Here is a 17,323-nt window from a genome sequence, read left to right on the forward strand (position 1 = left end):
AAAGCGCAAGAACGGGGTTGTAGGGGCATCTTCACACCTGCGTAATTTTTTTATTGACGACGCCAGATAAAGGTGTAAAACTCCCTCCTGAATTTTTACCACATATCCTCAGGCGGGTTTAAAACCCGTTCCTACGTTGGACTCAACCTAGACGTTTCTCTGACTCCGAACCCGCGACGGAAAGGACGTCGGGGGAGTCAGTGATACAGGGAGGATCACATGACCGGCCAGATTCGGATTCCGGCCAAGGAACTGGGAGAGCTGACCCTGCCGGATTTCTGCCCCTGCTGCTTCTGGATTAAGCTCCATCTGCCGGAAGGACTACCTTTTCAGATCTTCCCCGGAATTTTTAACTCCATCGATGCCTACACCAAACGCCTCATCCAGAAATGGTTCGACCAGTATGGAAGACCTCCTTCCTGGCTGTCCGATCTGGGAGATATCCACACATATCGGGAACCCCCCCATCATTCAAAGTTTCAGGTTTTTGATCCAGACACTTCCATACTGCTTACCGGAACCCCCGACGCCGTGTTTGTTCAGGCCGATGGATCCTATCTGATTGCAGACTACAAAACGGCCCGGTTTACTGGTACCCAGGATAAACTCTCTTCCAAATACGAGGTACAGCTTAACGCCTATGCCTACATCGGGGAACACTGCGGGCTTTCTCCGGTTTCAGGTCTGGCATTGATTTACCTGGAACCGGTGATCGACGTTAAGGGGGTAGACGAAGAGGATCCTGTAACGCCGGAGGGTTTTATTCTGGAGTTTTCGGCAAAGATTCTCCCGGTTCGGCTGGACTTCCAGAAGATTCCCCTGTTGGTCCGCAAAGTACGGGAGATTTATGATCAGGATCGCCCTCCCCGTGGGGTAGATGGATGTAAGAATTGTGAGTTACTCCGGCACCTGATGACCGTTGCTACAGCCTGATAGGTAGCAGGTTCAGAGATTTTTTAGAAAGATGGGCCATGGGGTGCTTATGTTAAGCGTGGTCAGAGTCCTTATGGGGTTTGGGACATATCAGGAAAGGTAAGGGGGGGTGTGAAGAGTGTTTCCTTAAATTTCCTGCCAAAGTTTATATCCACAGATAAATACCTGTTAATAATTTCCGGGCAAGGGTAACCGGCCGGTTACCCTTATTCAGTAAAATCTTCCAGATCACTTATTTTATCTCAAAAGACCGCATTTCGAAACATCTACGGTAGTACTTACAGAAGAATTGGTCGTTTTGTCGGTTGCTGTTATCTTAACCGGGGTCCTGGCGTATACATCGCAAGTGACCGGTGCCCCTATAAAGGTAAAGGTGCGGATGGACTTGAAGTCTCCCTCTTATAGAGACCGACTCTCCCTCACCCCCTTCCCCCTCTCCTGAAGCTTCAGGAAAGGGGGTGAGGTGGGGAAGGGGGGGGGAAGGCAGACGGTCGCGCTCTCAGCTGAGCCTTATCCGGGCGTGTAGGGAGGCAAGGGAGGAACCGTATTGTTTAGGATAGACTTCAATTTGAAAGCGGTATCCTTTGGAGGGAACTTCCGCAGATAAAAAGCTTCAAATTCCCTGTCGGTTGGGTTATCAAAGCTTCCTCAGAGAATATATACTTCCCCCGGCCCTCCATAACCCTTTGAGGATGGCATTTTTCGTGGATCCAATCCGGGCCTTCCTGATCAATCAATTGGAAAGCCTTCATAACCCTTTGAGAATGGTATTTTTCGTGGACTGTAGCCTTATTATTTAGACTCTTCTACCGTTCGCAGATGGTGGGTTCCACCCCGTCGAACCTGGATGAGTTCGGCGACAATACTCACGGCAATTTCCCCCGGATTATCGGCCCCAATATCAAGGCCAATGGGCGCATGAACTCGATCCAGTAACTCCCTGGGGATCCCTTTTCCTTGAAGTTTGTCCCACATGAGTTTAATTTTTCTTTTACTTCCGATCATTCCAATATATTTGGCCTGACTCCATACCACCTGTTCCATAATCTTTTCATCGTGCTGATGCCCTCGGGTTACAGCAACGATGTAGGAAGATTCATTAAATCCTGGGGTCAATTTTTTAGCTACCGTAGTAAAATCATCGATGATAATCTCATCCGCTTCCGGGAATCGCTCCTTGTTTCCAAACAGGGGGCGATCTTCTATAACGATCAACTTAAAACCGGCTATTTTGGCTACCTTGGCTATCTCCAGGGAAACATGCCCACCTCCGAACAAATATAAAACCGGCTGGGCCAGTAAGGACTCGATGAAAACCCTGAGGACGGTACCTGGGGTTGTATTGAGTTTTTTGGCTTCTTCCTCGGTTAATGTGAAGTTCATGATCTTGAGGATATCCTGACCGAGTATCTTTTGAGCTTCGACCCGTACTTCTTCTTCAATACGACCCCCTCCGAGGGTTCCAACGGTGGAACCATCTTTTCGGATGAGCATCTTGGAATGCTCTTTAACCAGGTCGTAGGTGGTATCGGAAATAATCGTTGCCAGGGCAACCGATTGATTCTCATCTCGAAGCCGTACAATCTCCTCAAAAACCTCATCCATCCGCCCCGGTACGATGGGTTCTGTGAAAAAGTCTACGGTACCTCCACAGTTCAACCCGCTTTCCCCGGCATGTTTTTCAGTTAAAATAAACCGGGAAACTTTGGAAATATCCTGCTTCATGACCTCTTTAGCTTCTGCCCAAACATCTGCCTCCATACATCCTCCACCCACCGTCCCTATGATGGTTCCATCCTGTAAAACCAGCATCTTAGATCGGGGACTCATGGGAAGAGAACCCTTGCTATTGATAATGGTAGAAAGCGCTGCCCGCTCCCCTCTGGCTTTAGCCCTTAAAATTTCCCTGAATACATCTTTCATAATTTACCTCTCTTGACGGGTTGTAAGGAAAAAAAGGTAACCCCCCTCCTTTACCCTCCCCGTGGACGGGGAGAGAAGAGGGTTAGTTCTTTCTCTATTTTTAGAGAATAGGCTCTTCCCAGGGAGGTGTCAAGCATTTTTCCAATTCCAGGTGGACCTCCCAGGGATAAAAAATTCCCTGAGACTATTCCAGACCATCGCCCTTTTTCTGAAGTATAGTGTAACTAATCTCATTATAAATTTCCTTGAGGGATTTTTCTTTATGGACTTCGGCAATCTTTTTACAGTCCTCGTACTCCGGGGTTGCACTAATGATACGGCCATTCCAGCGTGCTACCTTAACCTTTACTTTCCCGTAGGGGGTATTCCAGTCGACCAACTCCCGCTCTGCCTTCATACGCTCCATTTCCTGCCAACGAATCCCCAGAGTTGTGGTTTCTCGAAGGATGAGGGTAGAGATTTCCGGCAGGAGCGATGGAGTACAGATAACGGTTAATAAAGTCCCGGGTCGGCTCTTCTTCATGAGAACCGGAGTCAGATAAACATCCAGAGCTCCTGCTTTAAAGAGTTGGTCCATGACATACTCGTAAAACTGGGGATTCATATCGTCGATGTTCGTTTCAATAACGACCACCCGTTCCTGACTCCTTTCCTCCGGTCCCTCAGGAACTTTCTGCTCTTGCAATTCTCCTATACAAAGCCTTAGCACATTGGGAATCGGAAAATCCTTTGTCCCTGCCCCATATCCAATAGCTTGAAGGGTCATGGCTGGCGGATTTCCGAATTCCGAACCCAGGGTAGTTAAGATGGCTGCTCCGGTAGGCGTAACCAGTTCTCCCTCTATATCTGAAAAGAAAACCGGTTTACCTTTAAGTAAAGCCAGCGTAGCCGGCGCTGGAAGCGGAATACGGCCATGGGCACAATCTACAAAACCTCTTCCCAAGGTGAAACGAGAAACATAAATTTTCTCTATTCCAAGCCTGTATAATCCACAAACCGCTCCGACGATATCCACCATAGAGTCCACGGCACCGATTTCATGGAAGTGTACCTCTTCCACAGGCATTCGATGAATCTCGGCTTCTACCTGGGCAATACGCTGGAAAATTTGCCCGGCCCGATCCTTAAGAAAAGGCGCCAGGGTACTCCGGTTCAGAATCTCTAAAATATCGGATAAATGCCGGTGCTCTGGGTTTTCTTCGGCTTTTACTTCCACATGAGTTCCAGACAATCCCAGTTTCTGGACTTTCTTAACCGAAATTTGGTAACCGGAAAAAGGAAGCTTCTTGAGTTCTGCCTGAAGTTCTTCAAGAGGGAGACCTGCATCTAGAAGGGCTCCTAAAATCATGTTTCCACTGACTCCGGAAAAACAATCAAAATAGGCTATTTTCATAAGTTTTCCCAATATAAGCAAATCTGTTGCGCACGGCGCCTCTATCCCTTATAGGTCATTTTTAATTCGGAGAAAGAATTCTTTATCCTTCGGGTGTGTCAATAAATCCGCTACCTTATCTTTTTCAACCCACCTTGCTTCGGGGTTTTCTGAATCCTGGGGATTTAAAACTTCCTGGTCGGTCCGAAATAAAAACATATGAATTGTTTTAAGTTCGGTCGGATCTTCATCACCATTCAAACCGATCTTATACCGCCGATAACTGCCCAGATCCTTCACCAATTTTAAATTACCAACCCCAGATTCTTCATAAATTTCCCGTTTAGCAGCCGTTAGGGCATCTTCACTGTCTTCAATATGGCCTTTAGGTAAAGACCAGGAAGTTCCGTTCTGATTAACCACCAGGACCTGTCCCTTTGGGTTAATAACCACGCCACCGGCGCTCTGGGTTTGTTTCATAGTCTGACTTTCGGTAAGCACTTTAAAAGCGAAAGTTATTTCCTATCCATCGGGGTTATCCAGTCATTCTCCTTGAAGATTTCCTGGAGTTTTCGTTCATCTTCGGGAGAAGGTAAAACCTTTTGAAGATAAAGGGTATAATCTGCCTCGTTTAAAGGTTCTCCTTTAACAGTGTAAGTTTTCCCGGCGTAACCTCCAATTCTTCGGTTAAACTTCATATCTGGTACATAAAGTTTAGGTTTATCTTCAGGGATGAGTTTGTTGAGGTTATCGACGAGCCAGCTAATTTCCTTATGGAAAAGAGCCCGGGCCGCTTCATTGAGGTTATTCTTATCGGCGGGTTCTTTGGTTTCTCCTTCGTTGTATCGGGCTTTCAATCCAGATACATAGGCCCAGTGGGCTGAAGAAGAATGATCGGTGCCAAAAAGGTCATAAGCTGTTGGGATCCATTTGTTGAAATATTTTTGAATGATTTCTACCGGGATTTTACCCGCCATGAGAATTCTTCGCAACCCGGTATGGCCGGTTCCCAGGTGGTAGGATTCTTCTTTGAGCATGGCTTTGGTGCTCCGACCTAAGGGAGCGAATCCACAACGACTCAACATCTGGAGTTGAAACTTTCCGTCTCGATCGATAAATTCGGTATAGACAAAGAAATCCAGCCAGTTATTGACCTCTTCGTTAAAAGAACCCAGGAGGCGATTCCGTTTAAAGGCCCGCCGTTCCAAAAGTTTTCTGGCTTCCAATTTTCCTGAATCACCGAAATAGTTCACCAACAGATACGACATCTGGTACCCGTGGCGCATTTCTTCGGTCATGACCCGCAGGAGGCTCTGAAGATCTTCGTCGCTGGGTGCAGTCTGAACCAGATGCCGCTGCTGTTCTACCGAGGCAAACTCGGTATCTCCTTGATAGACAATGAGGGTTAGAAGGGCATCCCGAACTTGCTGATTGGGGATCTGAAGGACGGTCTCCCATTTCCGCTGTCCTGCAAAGTCTCCGAATTCAATCTCTGGAGAGTCAACTTCTACAAATTTGGTCTCAAATTTGTAATCTCCGATAAGCTTTGAATCGAACCCGATATCGTTTCGCCATTGGGCGAACATATCGATCCAATCATCGAAGGTAGAGATTTTTTTTATCATTTTTCTCCGGTTCGTTGTCCGTTGTTCCCTTTTTTCTCAAAAATCGGTTAAAACCAACCTTCCAACACTTTTATACCCTGAAAGTAGGGTAAAAAAACAACGGACAAAAACTTATTTCCCTTGAAATTTGGGTATCCGTTTTTCTACATAGGCACTCAATCCTTCCTTAGCATCTTCGGATTGGAAAAGTTGTTGTTGGAGTTCACGCTCCAGAGCCAGGGCTTCGGCAAAGGAAATTTCCAAACCGGATTGAACAGCCCGTTTAATGCGGCCTACTGCTTTACTGGCTTTGTTGGGGGGAACAAACTGTTGGGCATATTCCAGGACCTGCTTGAAGAAGTCTCCTTCTTCGAAAATATAATTAATCAAGCCCATTTCCAGGGCCTCCTCAAAGGAAAAGGTCCGACCTGTTACCATCAACTCTATGGCCCGTGATTTACCGATTAAACGAGCTAATCTTTGAGTTCCTCCGGTTCCGGGCAAAACTCCCAGGTTGATCTCCGGTAATCCGATTTTACCTCCGTCTTTCTTGGCGATCCGAATATCACAGGCCATGGCCACTTCAAGACCACCTCCAACGGTATGGCCATTCAGGGCAGCGATGACCAGTTTCGGTGTATGCTCGAGCCGATTCAATGTTTCATTGGCATGAAGACAGAAATTGTACTTAAATTGAGGCGATACCTCTGAAAGCATCTTAATATTTGCCCCGGCCGAGAAGAACTTTTCCCCTGCCCCACGGATTACCAGAACGTAAACCTGGTCATCAAATCGTGCGGCTAAAATGGCATCATCCAATTGCCGCATCATTTCATAGCTGTAAGTATTTGCCGGAGGATCGTTTAGCTCAATAATGGCTATCCCGTTCTCAACCCGATAATCAATCAATTTTTTTTCCATAAATTAGAAAACAAGAATCAGAAATCAGCATGTAGAGTAGCCCAGGGGTCTCCGACATCTGACTTCTAACCCTTATTTGCAAAGGTTATTGGTTCTTCCATATGGGTCGTCGTTTTTCCAGGAAGGCTTTTAATCCTTCTTCGGCGTCGTGGGTTTTCATCAGAGTATTCAGGTAGAGACCTTCAATGGAAGGTAAAGTTTCTTTCCAGGGAGATATGGCTCCGCACACAAGCGCCCGTTTAGCCAGTTTTAACCCCACAGCACTTTTATCGATTAAACGATTGATAAGATCCGTGGTTGCCTTTTCCAACTCCTCAAAGGGTACCACCTGGTTGATCAGACCTAATTCTCTGGCTTCATAGGCCGAGATAGGGTCTCCGGTCAGAAGTAGTTCGGAAGCTTTTTTATATCCTATTTGGTGGGGCAACAGAGCCGAAGCAACAGGAGCAAAGATCCCCAGTTTGATCTCTGGTTGTCCGAAAACAGCTTCTGAAGCAGCGATGGCCAGGTCACAACAGGCCACCAACTCACAACCACCTCCCAGGGCCATTCCGTTCACAACGGCCAACGTAACGGCCTCCACCTGACTAAGTGTCTCTACCACCCTATGAACCTTCTGGATCATGGCCTCAACTTTGTCGGGGAGGTGGTCCTTGATATCCACTCCTGCCGAAAAGGCTTTATTTCCACTTCCGGTTAAAATCAAAACCTTAAGTTGAGGGTTTCCCCGAGCCAGATCCAACGCGCTATGAAGCTCCTCCAGGGTCATTAAATCCAGAATATGAAGGGGTGGTCGATTCAAGACAATTCGGGCTACAGGAGGTTCTATTTCGAACTGGATACACTTAAAATCCATCTTTGACCTGAAGAACGGAAGAGCCAGAGAAGATAAGATTCTTTCCTTCCCCCCCTACTTCCATACTTCCACACTCCCATACTCCGTATTTACTTCTTGTATGTCGTTATCAAATCCAAAAATCCGAAACTTCCATACTTCCATACTCCGTATTTACTCCCACTCCAGAGCTCCTTTCTTCCAGGCATAAACGAGTCCGGCCACTAACATGAGGAGAAAGACGATCATCTCGACAAAACCAAATACACCCAGTTCACGAAACACCGTTGCCCAGGGAAAAAGGAAAATGATCTCAATATCGAAAAGGATAAAAAGTATGGCTACAATGTAGAATTTAACAGGGATCCGGACCACCGAGGTTTGAAGGGGTTGAACCCCACTTTCAAAGGGTTCCAGTTTGGCCTTGGTGAGTCTTTTGGGTCCTAAGATTGAGGTCAATAACAGAAGTCCTCCGGCAATAAGCGCGGAAAAGAGAGCCAGAATGAGGACAGGAATGTATGTATTCATCAGAAAGAGGTATAGGAGTGTGGAGGTGGGGGATATGGGGGTATGGGAGTGTGGGGGTGGAGGAGTATGGAAGTGTGGAGGCGTGGAAGTATGTGAGAATTTACCTCCATACCCCCTCCCTCCCTACTCCTATGCTCCCATGCTCTCACACTTCCATACCCCCCCACCTCCACACTCTTATTCCCTTAGGGTTCCCAGATCGTTTCCGGTTGACCGGCTCGTTGGTTAACCAGGCGAGCCAGGACGAAAAGCAAATCTGAAAGTCGGTTTAGATACTTAATGATTTCCTTATTGATGTCGTGGTTCTGTGCCAGGGTCACCACGCGACGCTCCGCCCGGCGGGAGACCGTTCTGGCAAAATGGAGGTAGGCCGCGCCGGGAGTCCCACCCGGTAAGATAAAGCGGGTCAAGGGAACCAGTTCCGCTTCGCATTGATCGATCCATTCTTCTAATCGGGTTATCTGTTCCGGTACAATACGGGGTATGGGTTTTCGAGCTTCCAGCTTTGGTTGGTTAAAGGGAGTTGCCAGATCCGCACCTACCTTAAATAGTTCCGATTGAATGTTCTCCAGGATATTTCGAATTTGGGTATCGGTTATAAAGGATACGGCCAGTCCCAAAACCGAATTAAGCTCATCTACGGTTCCGTAGGCTTCCACATAGGGGGAATCTTTCAGAACACGTTCCCCACCGAATAAACCTGTTTCCCCTTTATCTCCGGTTCGTGTGTAGATTTTCATCATGGGATTTTAATGTCCAACAACTCCCGGTGTTGGTTGACCTGCTCATCGGCATGATAGGAGCTTCTAACAAGAGGACCGGATTCCACATGCCGGAATCCCATCTCTTCCCCTCGAGCTTTTAGCATTTTGAACTCATCCGGGTGGTAGTATCGAACAACCGGGAGATGTTGTTGGGAGGGTTGGAGGTATTGACCTAAGGTTAAAATGTCACACTGCACCCCACGTAAATCTGACATCACCGCATAAACTTCTTCGATGGTTTCTCCGAGGCCCAGCATAATTCCAGTTTTGGTTACAAACCCCTGGGTTTTGGCCCTTCTTAACACCTCCAGGCTCTGTTGATAGTTCGCCTGAGGCCGAACTTTACGATATAATCGAGGAACCGTCTCGACGTTATGAGCTAAGATATCCGGCCTGGCCGCTAAAACGGTCATCAAAGCTTCTTCAGAGCCTTTAAAATCAGGTATCAAAACCTCAAGGGTGCAGGTCGGGTTTGCCTGTCGAACCCGGCGAATGGTCTCGGCCCAGATAGAAGAACCTCCATCCTTCAGTTCATCCCGATTAACCGAGGTTATCACCACATGCTTCAGTCCAAGTTTACGAATTGCCTCGGCGACCCGCCGGGGTTCGTCCCAGTCTACTCCCAGCGGTCGACCGGTCGGTACATCACAAAAACCGCAACTCCGGGTGCAAATATTCCCCAGAAGCATAAAGGTAGCAGTTCTCCGATTCCAACATTCCCCAATATTGGGACAGCTGGCACTCTCACAAACCGTGTGGAGCTTGTGGTCTCGAACCAGCTTTTTAAGCTCAAAGAAATTTTCACCTTGAGGCATCCGAACCTTGAGCCAGGGTGGATGCTTCCTTGCTTTAGGTGGACTTATTTCCATACTTTCTCAACCTTTAGTAGGTCAACCGTCACCGGTTGATAATCCATAAGTAACAATCAGCGATTAACAGTTTTTGTTTATTGTTCATTGCTGACTGTTTACCGCTTAGGATTCGTAGTATTCCGGGTACTCGCGTTCGGCAATTTTACCCGGTTCAATAGGGTTTATCAACAAATTCAGGGCATCTTTAATAACCTTCTTGTGAAGTTCCTTCTGTCCGGGTTTACCGACCGAGTGCCCTATTTTAAATCCCTTGGGACTAAGGGCCCTGGAAGGCCTTCCCATATGTGTCTGCTCTTTATCCGTTGTGATTAAAACCGATGGAATGGCCATCATTTCCAAAGCCCGCTGAATCGACACAACTGCGCGATGGCATAAAGGTCACCCGCCCGTCATCAGGGTAATATCGGCCCGGCTATTCTGGATCTGCTTGACAATTTCTGGAATGGTTTTCTCACGGACCTCTCTAAAAGCCTGGGTATAGCCCATGCTGATATGAATTTCAGAAACCGCACCGATAAATTTTTCCTGGGCCAGTTCTCTCAGGCGATCTATAGGGAAAACGCAGTTAATATCCTTATCTGCATCGGAATGGTCGTAGTGTCCGTGGGTGATCCTGAGATCTCGGCTTTCTACATTTCCTGGAATTATACGAAAACTTGTATCTCCATCTAAAATAAAAGGAGGCTGGTCTTTCAAATGCACACCGGCCGTACTGACCAGTGCCACTTTACTTTCTTCAAGCTTACCGGTAAAGGGTGTGTAAGGAATACACAAACGGGAGATTTCCATTTCTTTTAAAGTGGGTAGTAAGCAACAGGTTATAAACCTCTGCCCTTTGGCGCTTATCTTTTTAATATCCCTTGCTTAGCGCCCACCTGCCCTTTGCCTGAGTTTCTCAACAAAACTATAAGGGATCGCCCGCATACCCATGGGGGTACCGCCACCTCGCTCCCCGTGATAATCGGAACCTCCACTTTCCAGGAGATGGTATCTTTGGGCCAGTCTGGCATAATGTTGAGGATCTCCCGGGAAGTTTTGAGGAGGGATCGTTTCAATCCCATCCAGTCCTTTTTTTGCCAATTCCGGAATTATTCCATCCTGGTTATAGCAGCCGGGATGGGCCAATACCGAGACCCCTCCAATGGATTGAATCAAAGCTATTCCTTCTTCGGGACTTAGGGGATACTTTTCTGCAAAGATCGGTCCCTGATCTCCGAGATATTTTTGAAAGGCTTCTTCATAGGAGGTTACATAACCCTCCTCGACCAGGACCTCGGCGATATGCGGTCGGCCAACCACTCCAGATCCTGCTTTTGTCAGAACCGATTCGATTCGAATCGGAAGACCCTTCCGATTGAGTTGGGCAATCATTTTTTCTACCCTTCGGATCCTTCCGATTTTGAAAAGTTCCAGATAGTCCAGGAATTTCTGATCCTTATAATCGATAAAGTATCCGAGTATATGGATATCCTTACCTTGATAGGTAACACTCAGCTCTACCCCGGGTATTACCTCGATTCCCAGTTCCTTGGCAACAGCCATGGCCGGATCAATACCACTTACGGTATCATGGTCGGTGATGCTGATGGCCTTCAAATTAGCCAACTTGGCTCGTTTTACAACCTCCTCAGGCGTGGAAGTTCCGTCCGAATGGACGGTATGTACATGTAAATCTGCCAGTTCCAACAGGAAAGTATGGGAGTATGGAAGTAGGAGCGTGTGGGAGGTAGAGTCTCCCCTCCCCCTCCCCTACTTCCACACGTTTCGTGGACCTTTACCCACTGCCTATCACCCGGTGGTTTCCGTTTTTTACACGGCGAGCGTCATGGGATTTTCCAGAATTTTCTTCAATTCCTGTAAAAACTTGGCGGCGGTGGCGCCATCGGTAACCCGATGATCGCAGGATAGGGTCACTTTCATACGATGGCCGACTCGAATTTGGCCTTCCACCACCACCGGTTTTTCCTGGATCGAGCCGACGGCCAAGATAGCCCCTTCCGGGGGGTTAATAATTGCAGCAAAGTTCTCCACATCGTACATACCCAGATTGGAGATGGTAAAGGTACTACCGGTATATTCTTCGGGTTTTAATTTTTTCGATCGAGCCTTTTCGGCCAGATCTTTGGCTTCTCGGGCAATTTGCCCCAGGCTTTTAACCTCGCAATTTCGGATCACCGGGGTTATTAATCCATCTTCCAGAGCGACCGCTACACCGATATGGATTCCTTTATAAACTCTGATCTTATCGCCTGCAAAGGAAGCATTCAATTGGGGATATTTCATAAGGGCTTTGGCTACGGCTTTAATAATCAGGTCGTTAAAGCTGATTTTAAGGTCTTCTTCCAGCTCGTTGACTAATTTGCGAAATTCCATCGCCTTCCCCATATCGATTTCTGATGTGATATAAAAATGGGGGACAGGCCCTTTGCTTTCGGCCATTCGTCTGGCGATGGTTTTTCGCATCATAGTCAACTCTTTTTCTTCGAATTCCGCAGGTGCAGGGGCAACCGGTACTTCGGGGGTAACTTCTATTTTTCCAGGCACCCATCGCGGTGGACGTTCTGGCTCATAAGAAGGTATTTTTTCGGCCCTTTCCATAAACATCTCGATATCCCGTTTGATCACCCGACCCAGGGGGCCACTTCCCTTTATTTGAGAAAGATCGAGTCCTAAGTTCTTGGCCATTCTTCGAGCCATGGGGGAAGCTTTAACATGTTCTGGCTCTTCTTCCATTTCCGTCAGTTCTTCAGCACTTCCAACTTCAGGTTTTTTAGCGGCTTCCATCTCGTCCGCTCTTCCCCCCTTCATTACTTCGAGGTGGCGTTTTTTCTCCCGTTCCCCTTCTTTGATTTTTTCTGGCTCTTCAAATTCTTCGGCCTCTTTAACTTGTGTTCTTTTCTCCTGCCTGGTCTCTACCACCTCGGCAGGTTTTTCAATTTCTCCAGCACCTCTCCTCGGGGTAGGACTTTCAGCTTTTCCGGCTTCTTTCTGCCCTTCTCCTCCGGGAAGTAAGCTGGAGATATCCTCATGGGGTTCTGCAATAATTGCAATCAACTCCCCCACCGGAGCGGATTCCCCTTCCTTTTTAAGGATCTTTTTTAAAATCCCTGAGGCGTAGGCTTCCATTTCTAGATTGGCTTTATCTGTCTCGATCTCAGCGATGACGTCCCCGCTCTGAACTTTGTCCCCTTCTTTCTTCAGCCACTTGACAATCACCCCTTCCTGCATCGTATCGCTGAGTTTAGGCATTGTAACTTTACTTGCCATGTTTCTAGAGACCGGAGGCCGGAGGCTGGGGGTTTGTAAAGACTCCGATCCCCGACCTCAAGCCCCAAGTCTCAAGATATCTTTTAGTCAAAGTATAAGACCTTTTTGACGGCTTCTATAACCCTCGCTTTATTGGGTATAGTGGCCATTTCTAAATTCTTCGCATAGGGCATGGGAACGTTTCTCGCTGCTACCCGCTCGATGGGAGCATCAATATAGTCAAAAGCCTTACGGTAGATAATCTCCGCAATCTGAGCCCCAAATCCTCCAAATTCCCAACCTTCTTCAACAATCACCGCCCGGTTGGTTTTACGAACCGAGTTAAGAATTGTGGTTTCATCCAAGGGCCTCAAAGTCCGGGGATCTACAATTTCTACCTCAATACCCTCTTTAGCCAATTCTTCAGCCGCCTCCATAGCCAGGAGGACCATTTTGGAATAAGCTATAATGGTTACATCGCTCCCTTTTCTTTTGATATCGGCTTTTCCAAGGGGAATGGTGTATTCTCCTTCAGGAACTTCCCCTTTCGTACCGTATAACAACTCCCCTTCGATAAAAATAACGGGATTATCATCCCGGATGGCACTTTTAAGTAAGCCTTTGGCGTCCTTAGGGACACCCGGCATAACGACTTTGAGTCCCGGGACATAACAAAACCAGGTTTCCAGGGAGTGGGAATGCTGGGCTGCCAGTGAATGGGCAGCTCCTCCAGGGCCTCGGATCACCATGGGGATCTTAAACTGTCCTCCCGACATGTATCGAATCTTAGCCGCACTGTTTACAATCTGATCCATGGCCACGATAGAGAAATTAAAGGTCATCATTTCGATGACTGGTCTCAATCCTACCATAGCTGCACCGACTCCTACCCCGGTAAAGGCCTCTTCGGTGATAGGGGTGTCAATGACCCTTTTTTCTCCAAATTCTTCTAGTAAACCCTGGCTGACTTTATAGGCTCCTTGATAGAGACCTACCTCCTCTCCCATGAGAAAAACCCTTTCATCTCGACGCATTTCCTCTCGAAGAGCCTGGTTGAGTGCTTCTCGATAAGTTATAACCGGCATGTGGAAATACTCAGGCGTAAGGCGAAAGGTCAAGGAAACTTTTCCTTTCACCCTTCGCCTTGTCCCTTTCGCCTTTTAGGCGTAAACATCCTCATACAACCATTCTTCAGGTGGTTCCGGACTCTTTTCCGCAAACTCTACAGCTTCCTCCACGATGGCTTTAATCTCTTTTTCCATTTCTTCAAACTTCTCTTCGGAAAGAATCCCTTCCGCGATGAGTTTCTGCTTAAAGGTGACAATAGGATCTCGTTTCCTTTGTTCGTTAACTTCCTCTTTTGTTCGATATTGAGCAGGATCCGACATGGAATGTCCCCGGAAGCGGTAGGTTCTAACTTCCAGAAAAGTAGGTATTTTTTCATGTCGGGCCCGTTCTACGGCTTTACCAACCTTCTCCCAAACCTCTAATACGTTCATTCCATCCACAAGCTCGCCGGGAATATCGTAGGCTTTGGCCTTCAAGTACATCTCCGGACCGGCCATGGCACGGGTTACTGCAGTTCCCATTCCATAGAAGTTATTTTCACAGATGTAAATGACGGGAAGCTTCCACAAAGACGCTAAATTCAGAGATTCATGGAAAACTCCTGTATTTACAGCTCCATCTCCAAAAAAGCACAACACAACCTGATCCTTCCCCTCGTAGTTGATAGCAAAGCCAACGCCTGTAGCCAGAGGAATATGTCCTCCTACGATGGCATGTCCCCCCAGGAAGTTTCTTTCCGCATCAAAAAGATGCATGGATCCACCCTTTCCACGTGAAATTCCCGTGGCCTTTCCAAAGAGCTCGGCCATGATCTTTCGAGGTTCGGTTCCTATCGCCAAAGCATGTCCATGCTCCCGGTAAGAAGCTATCACATAATCATCCTTTCGAATGGCCGCAATAGCACCCACTGCTACCGCTTCTTGACCAATATAGAGATGGCAAAATCCACCAATTTTACCCATCATATACATCTCTGCGGCTTTTTCTTCAAACCGCCGGATGAGTAACATCTGACGATACATTTCAATTAATTTTTCACTGTCCATATGCGTTCTATGTTGCTAAGATTGAGGGTTGTTGGTGGGATGGTGTGGTAGGGGAGCGGTGGGGTAGTGTTCCCATCCCATAACCCCACAACCCCATAACCCCACAACCTCACTGACTACCCGCTACTGCCAGAACCGCATCCATAATCCTGGTATATCCTGGGCCGAGGCCTTATTTAAAGTACTCAATTTTTCTTGAATAATGACCTGATCTATCCATGTCCCTATCTAAAGGGACCACTCCTGATCTTTCTTACTTATTCTATGGGATATAGTTTAATTCAGAAACCTTTGTTAAATCAAGGAAGTAATCGGAGTTCAGAGCCTTTCTTCCCATGGGTAATCCTAAATCCATTCCACCGACTAAAGCCTTCACATGCCGGGGAGACATATCCGGCAGGGAGAAAATCTCTTGAATCCTGTTAGATCGCAGGTATTGAAAATTTTTCAATGGGAACTCCCTTCCTTATCCCCCTTCCGGGGTAAATTTTTTATAACCCAACCCCTTAACCCCCTAGGTGCCAGGCTAAGCTGAAAAGCCCATCAGGGGCCAACAGTGGGTAGCCTCCGGCGAAAATTCGGAAGATTCAGAAATTCAGAATTTTTTCAAGCTCCCCGGTAGTGTCCTGTTAAACAGGTCGCCTCGCTGGGACTTAGAGGAGGATAGAATCCTGCCTCCCCTGACTTACGCCAGGGGCTATCCACAGGTTGCCCCGCCGGGGCTAACCTTCTTATCCTGGTACCTAGACCCCCTAATCCCCTTCCCAATGCGGAAAGGGGAACACGGGGATGGCCCGAATCCCCACTCTCCCCTCCCCCTCCAGGGAAGGGAAGTCGAAGGGGTCAGGCTCAAAAAACCTATTCCAGAAAGCCCCTTATCCCAGGATCAACATAGGGTTAGTTCTCCATACCCTTGAACCTCGGGTCAGTATTTTATCTTATTTTTAATGGAAAAAAGGTCAATTATAATTTAACCTTTCAAGAGGTTGTGGGCCAATAAATTTTTAACCATAGGAAGGTGGGCGAAGAAGCAAAGTTTTATTTGCGGGAAATACAGGAAGTAGAGAAAGGAACAGGAAGGATCTGGCGTCGAACCCAGACCTGGTAGCAGGAATTACCTTATCCGGGATCGACTACCAGTTACATAACCCCCGAGGATTCTTTCCATAGACCTGATGAGAAAGATACGTATTTCCTCTCATACCTGTCGAAAGACAGGATCAGGTTTCTACTTTTTCTTTGACCTGATCCGGAACTTTGACCTTATACATCTTGCGAAGTCGCTGGATGGCCGCTTCCTTAATCTGTCGAACCCGTTCCCGGGAGATTCCCATCATTTTTCCGATTTCCCTTAATGTCATCGGTTCCTGACCCTCTAATCCAAAGTAAAGCTTGATCACCTGAGCCTCTCGCTCCCCTAATTTGGATAAAGAATGGTTGATAGACTCCCGGGTCATGCTTTCATCCACCATTTTATCGGGAAGATGCCCGTCTTCATCGGATATAAAATCTATGAAACTGCTATCCTCATCGGTTGTTAAAGGGGAGTTTAAAGAGAGGTGTGGCTGAAACATGGTAACCGCCTCTCGAACCAGTTCGGGATCTATACCCATGGCTTCCGCGACTTCTTCATCATCGGGTTCACGACCCAGCTCTTGGGTTAAAGCGTTTAACTTTTCATGGATCTTCGAAAAAGACCAGGCTCGCTTGATGGGAACCCGAACGATTTGAGATTGATCGGCGAGGGCTTTAAAGATACCTTGCTTAATCCACCAGACAGCATAGGAAATGAACCTGGCGTCTTTGGTTTGGTCGAATCTTTTAACCGCTTTAATGAGACCCATGTTCCCCTCGCTGATAAGGTCTGAAAGAGGTAATCCTAAATGTCTATATTTTTTGGCAATACTTACTACAAACCGTAAGTTAGAAGTAATGAGTTGATTCGCAGCTACTTGATCACCCCTTTTAATTCGCTCACTCAAATTAATTTCCTCTTCTCGACTCAGAAGAGGATAATGACTGATTTCCTTAAGATATTGGTCGAGTAGAGTGGTAGAACCCGGAGAACCAACAGCTAACTCATCTTTCATCACAACATAAGCTCCTTTGCCTATCCGATCAGTCCTCCCTACAGAGAAACTGATGATGCAAATTTCCTTAATAGGTTAATTTTTAACTTAAAAGCAAAAATAAAATTTAAATCTGAACTTT

The 17,323-nt window shown here is 47.0% G+C and carries 18 protein-coding genes; 1 reads left to right on the forward strand and 17 read right to left on the reverse strand.

The annotated features are described in order from the left end of the window. Positions 1-219 precede the first annotated feature (219 nt). Positions 220-933: a PD-(D/E)XK nuclease family protein gene (locus tag VNM22_15330; protein ID HWP48535.1), complete on the forward strand. Its 714-nt coding sequence runs from the start codon at positions 220-222 to the stop codon at positions 931-933. Between the two features lie 792 nt (positions 934-1,725). Here VNM22_15330 and VNM22_15335 read toward each other — a convergent pair. From VNM22_15335 to VNM22_15415, 17 genes are all read right to left on the reverse strand, one after another. After that, positions 1,726-2,856: an XdhC/CoxI family protein gene (locus tag VNM22_15335; protein ID HWP48536.1), complete on the reverse strand. Its 1,131-nt coding sequence runs from the start codon at positions 2,854-2,856 to the stop codon at positions 1,726-1,728. 184 nt (positions 2,857-3,040) lie between these two features. Next, complete coding sequence (larC, locus tag VNM22_15340) at positions 3,041-4,249, reverse strand: nickel pincer cofactor biosynthesis protein LarC (protein ID HWP48537.1); 1,209 nt, start codon at positions 4,247-4,249, stop codon at positions 3,041-3,043. A gap of 48 nt (positions 4,250-4,297) precedes the next feature. Beyond that, positions 4,298-4,708 (reverse strand): NUDIX domain-containing protein, encoded by a 411-nt coding sequence (locus tag VNM22_15345; GenBank protein HWP48538.1) that lies wholly within the window; start codon positions 4,706-4,708, stop codon positions 4,298-4,300. A gap of 35 nt (positions 4,709-4,743) precedes the next feature. Then, on the reverse strand, positions 4,744-5,853 hold the full coding sequence (locus tag VNM22_15350; GenBank protein HWP48539.1) for a Phenylacetic acid catabolic protein: 1,110 nt from the start codon (positions 5,851-5,853) through the stop codon (positions 4,744-4,746). A gap of 111 nt (positions 5,854-5,964) precedes the next feature. Further along, a complete protein-coding gene (locus tag VNM22_15355) occupies positions 5,965-6,753 on the reverse strand; it encodes an enoyl-CoA hydratase-related protein (protein ID HWP48540.1) in 789 nt (262 codons plus the stop codon). 85 nt (positions 6,754-6,838) lie between these two features. Next, the gene (locus VNM22_15360; GenBank protein ID HWP48541.1) at positions 6,839-7,609 is read right to left on the reverse strand and encodes an enoyl-CoA hydratase/isomerase family protein; all 771 of its coding nucleotides are present in this window, start codon (positions 7,607-7,609) and stop codon (positions 6,839-6,841) included. Between the two features lie 153 nt (positions 7,610-7,762). Then, complete coding sequence (locus VNM22_15365) at positions 7,763-8,116, reverse strand: NADH-quinone oxidoreductase subunit A (protein HWP48542.1); 354 nt, start codon at positions 8,114-8,116, stop codon at positions 7,763-7,765. A gap of 185 nt (positions 8,117-8,301) precedes the next feature. Beyond that, the gene (locus VNM22_15370; GenBank protein ID HWP48543.1) at positions 8,302-8,859 is read right to left on the reverse strand and encodes a cob(I)yrinic acid a,c-diamide adenosyltransferase; all 558 of its coding nucleotides are present in this window, start codon (positions 8,857-8,859) and stop codon (positions 8,302-8,304) included. Continuing rightward, positions 8,856-9,749 (reverse strand): lipoyl synthase, encoded by an 894-nt coding sequence (lipA, locus tag VNM22_15375; protein HWP48544.1) that lies wholly within the window; start codon positions 9,747-9,749, stop codon positions 8,856-8,858. Before lipA ends, VNM22_15370 begins: the two co-directional genes overlap by 4 nt. Positions 9,750-9,854: 105 nt before the next feature. Further along, on the reverse strand, positions 9,855-10,109 hold the full coding sequence (locus VNM22_15380; protein HWP48545.1) for a hypothetical protein: 255 nt from the start codon (positions 10,107-10,109) through the stop codon (positions 9,855-9,857). 21 nt (positions 10,110-10,130) lie between these two features. Continuing rightward, the gene (locus VNM22_15385; protein HWP48546.1) at positions 10,131-10,607 is read right to left on the reverse strand and encodes a glycine/sarcosine/betaine reductase selenoprotein B family protein; all 477 of its coding nucleotides are present in this window, start codon (positions 10,605-10,607) and stop codon (positions 10,131-10,133) included. Positions 10,608-10,616: 9 nt separating this feature from the next. Further along, complete coding sequence (locus tag VNM22_15390) at positions 10,617-11,438, reverse strand: PHP domain-containing protein (protein ID HWP48547.1); 822 nt, start codon at positions 11,436-11,438, stop codon at positions 10,617-10,619. Between the two features lie 123 nt (positions 11,439-11,561). Continuing rightward, a complete protein-coding gene (locus tag VNM22_15395) occupies positions 11,562-13,019 on the reverse strand; it encodes a pyruvate dehydrogenase complex dihydrolipoamide acetyltransferase (protein ID HWP48548.1) in 1,458 nt (485 codons plus the stop codon). Positions 13,020-13,102: 83 nt separating this feature from the next. Continuing rightward, positions 13,103-14,134, reverse strand: a complete 1,032-nt coding sequence (locus tag VNM22_15400) for a pyruvate dehydrogenase complex E1 component subunit beta (GenBank protein HWP48549.1) — start codon at positions 14,132-14,134, stop codon at positions 13,103-13,105. A 24-nt stretch (positions 14,135-14,158) separates the two neighbouring features. After that, complete coding sequence (pdhA, locus tag VNM22_15405) at positions 14,159-15,112, reverse strand: pyruvate dehydrogenase (acetyl-transferring) E1 component subunit alpha (protein HWP48550.1); 954 nt, start codon at positions 15,110-15,112, stop codon at positions 14,159-14,161. A gap of 262 nt (positions 15,113-15,374) precedes the next feature. Beyond that, positions 15,375-15,563 carry a hypothetical protein gene (locus VNM22_15410; GenBank protein HWP48551.1) on the reverse strand — a complete coding sequence of 63 codons (189 nt, stop codon included), beginning with the start codon at positions 15,561-15,563 and terminating at the stop codon, positions 15,375-15,377. A 769-nt stretch (positions 15,564-16,332) separates the two neighbouring features. Beyond that, complete coding sequence (locus VNM22_15415) at positions 16,333-17,202, reverse strand: RNA polymerase sigma factor RpoD/SigA (protein HWP48552.1); 870 nt, start codon at positions 17,200-17,202, stop codon at positions 16,333-16,335. Positions 17,203-17,323: the final 121 nt, after the last annotated feature.

The organism is Candidatus Limnocylindrales bacterium (genome assembly GCA_035559535.1).
Lineage (GTDB): Bacteria > Moduliflexota > Moduliflexia > Moduliflexales > JAUQPW01 > JAUQPW01.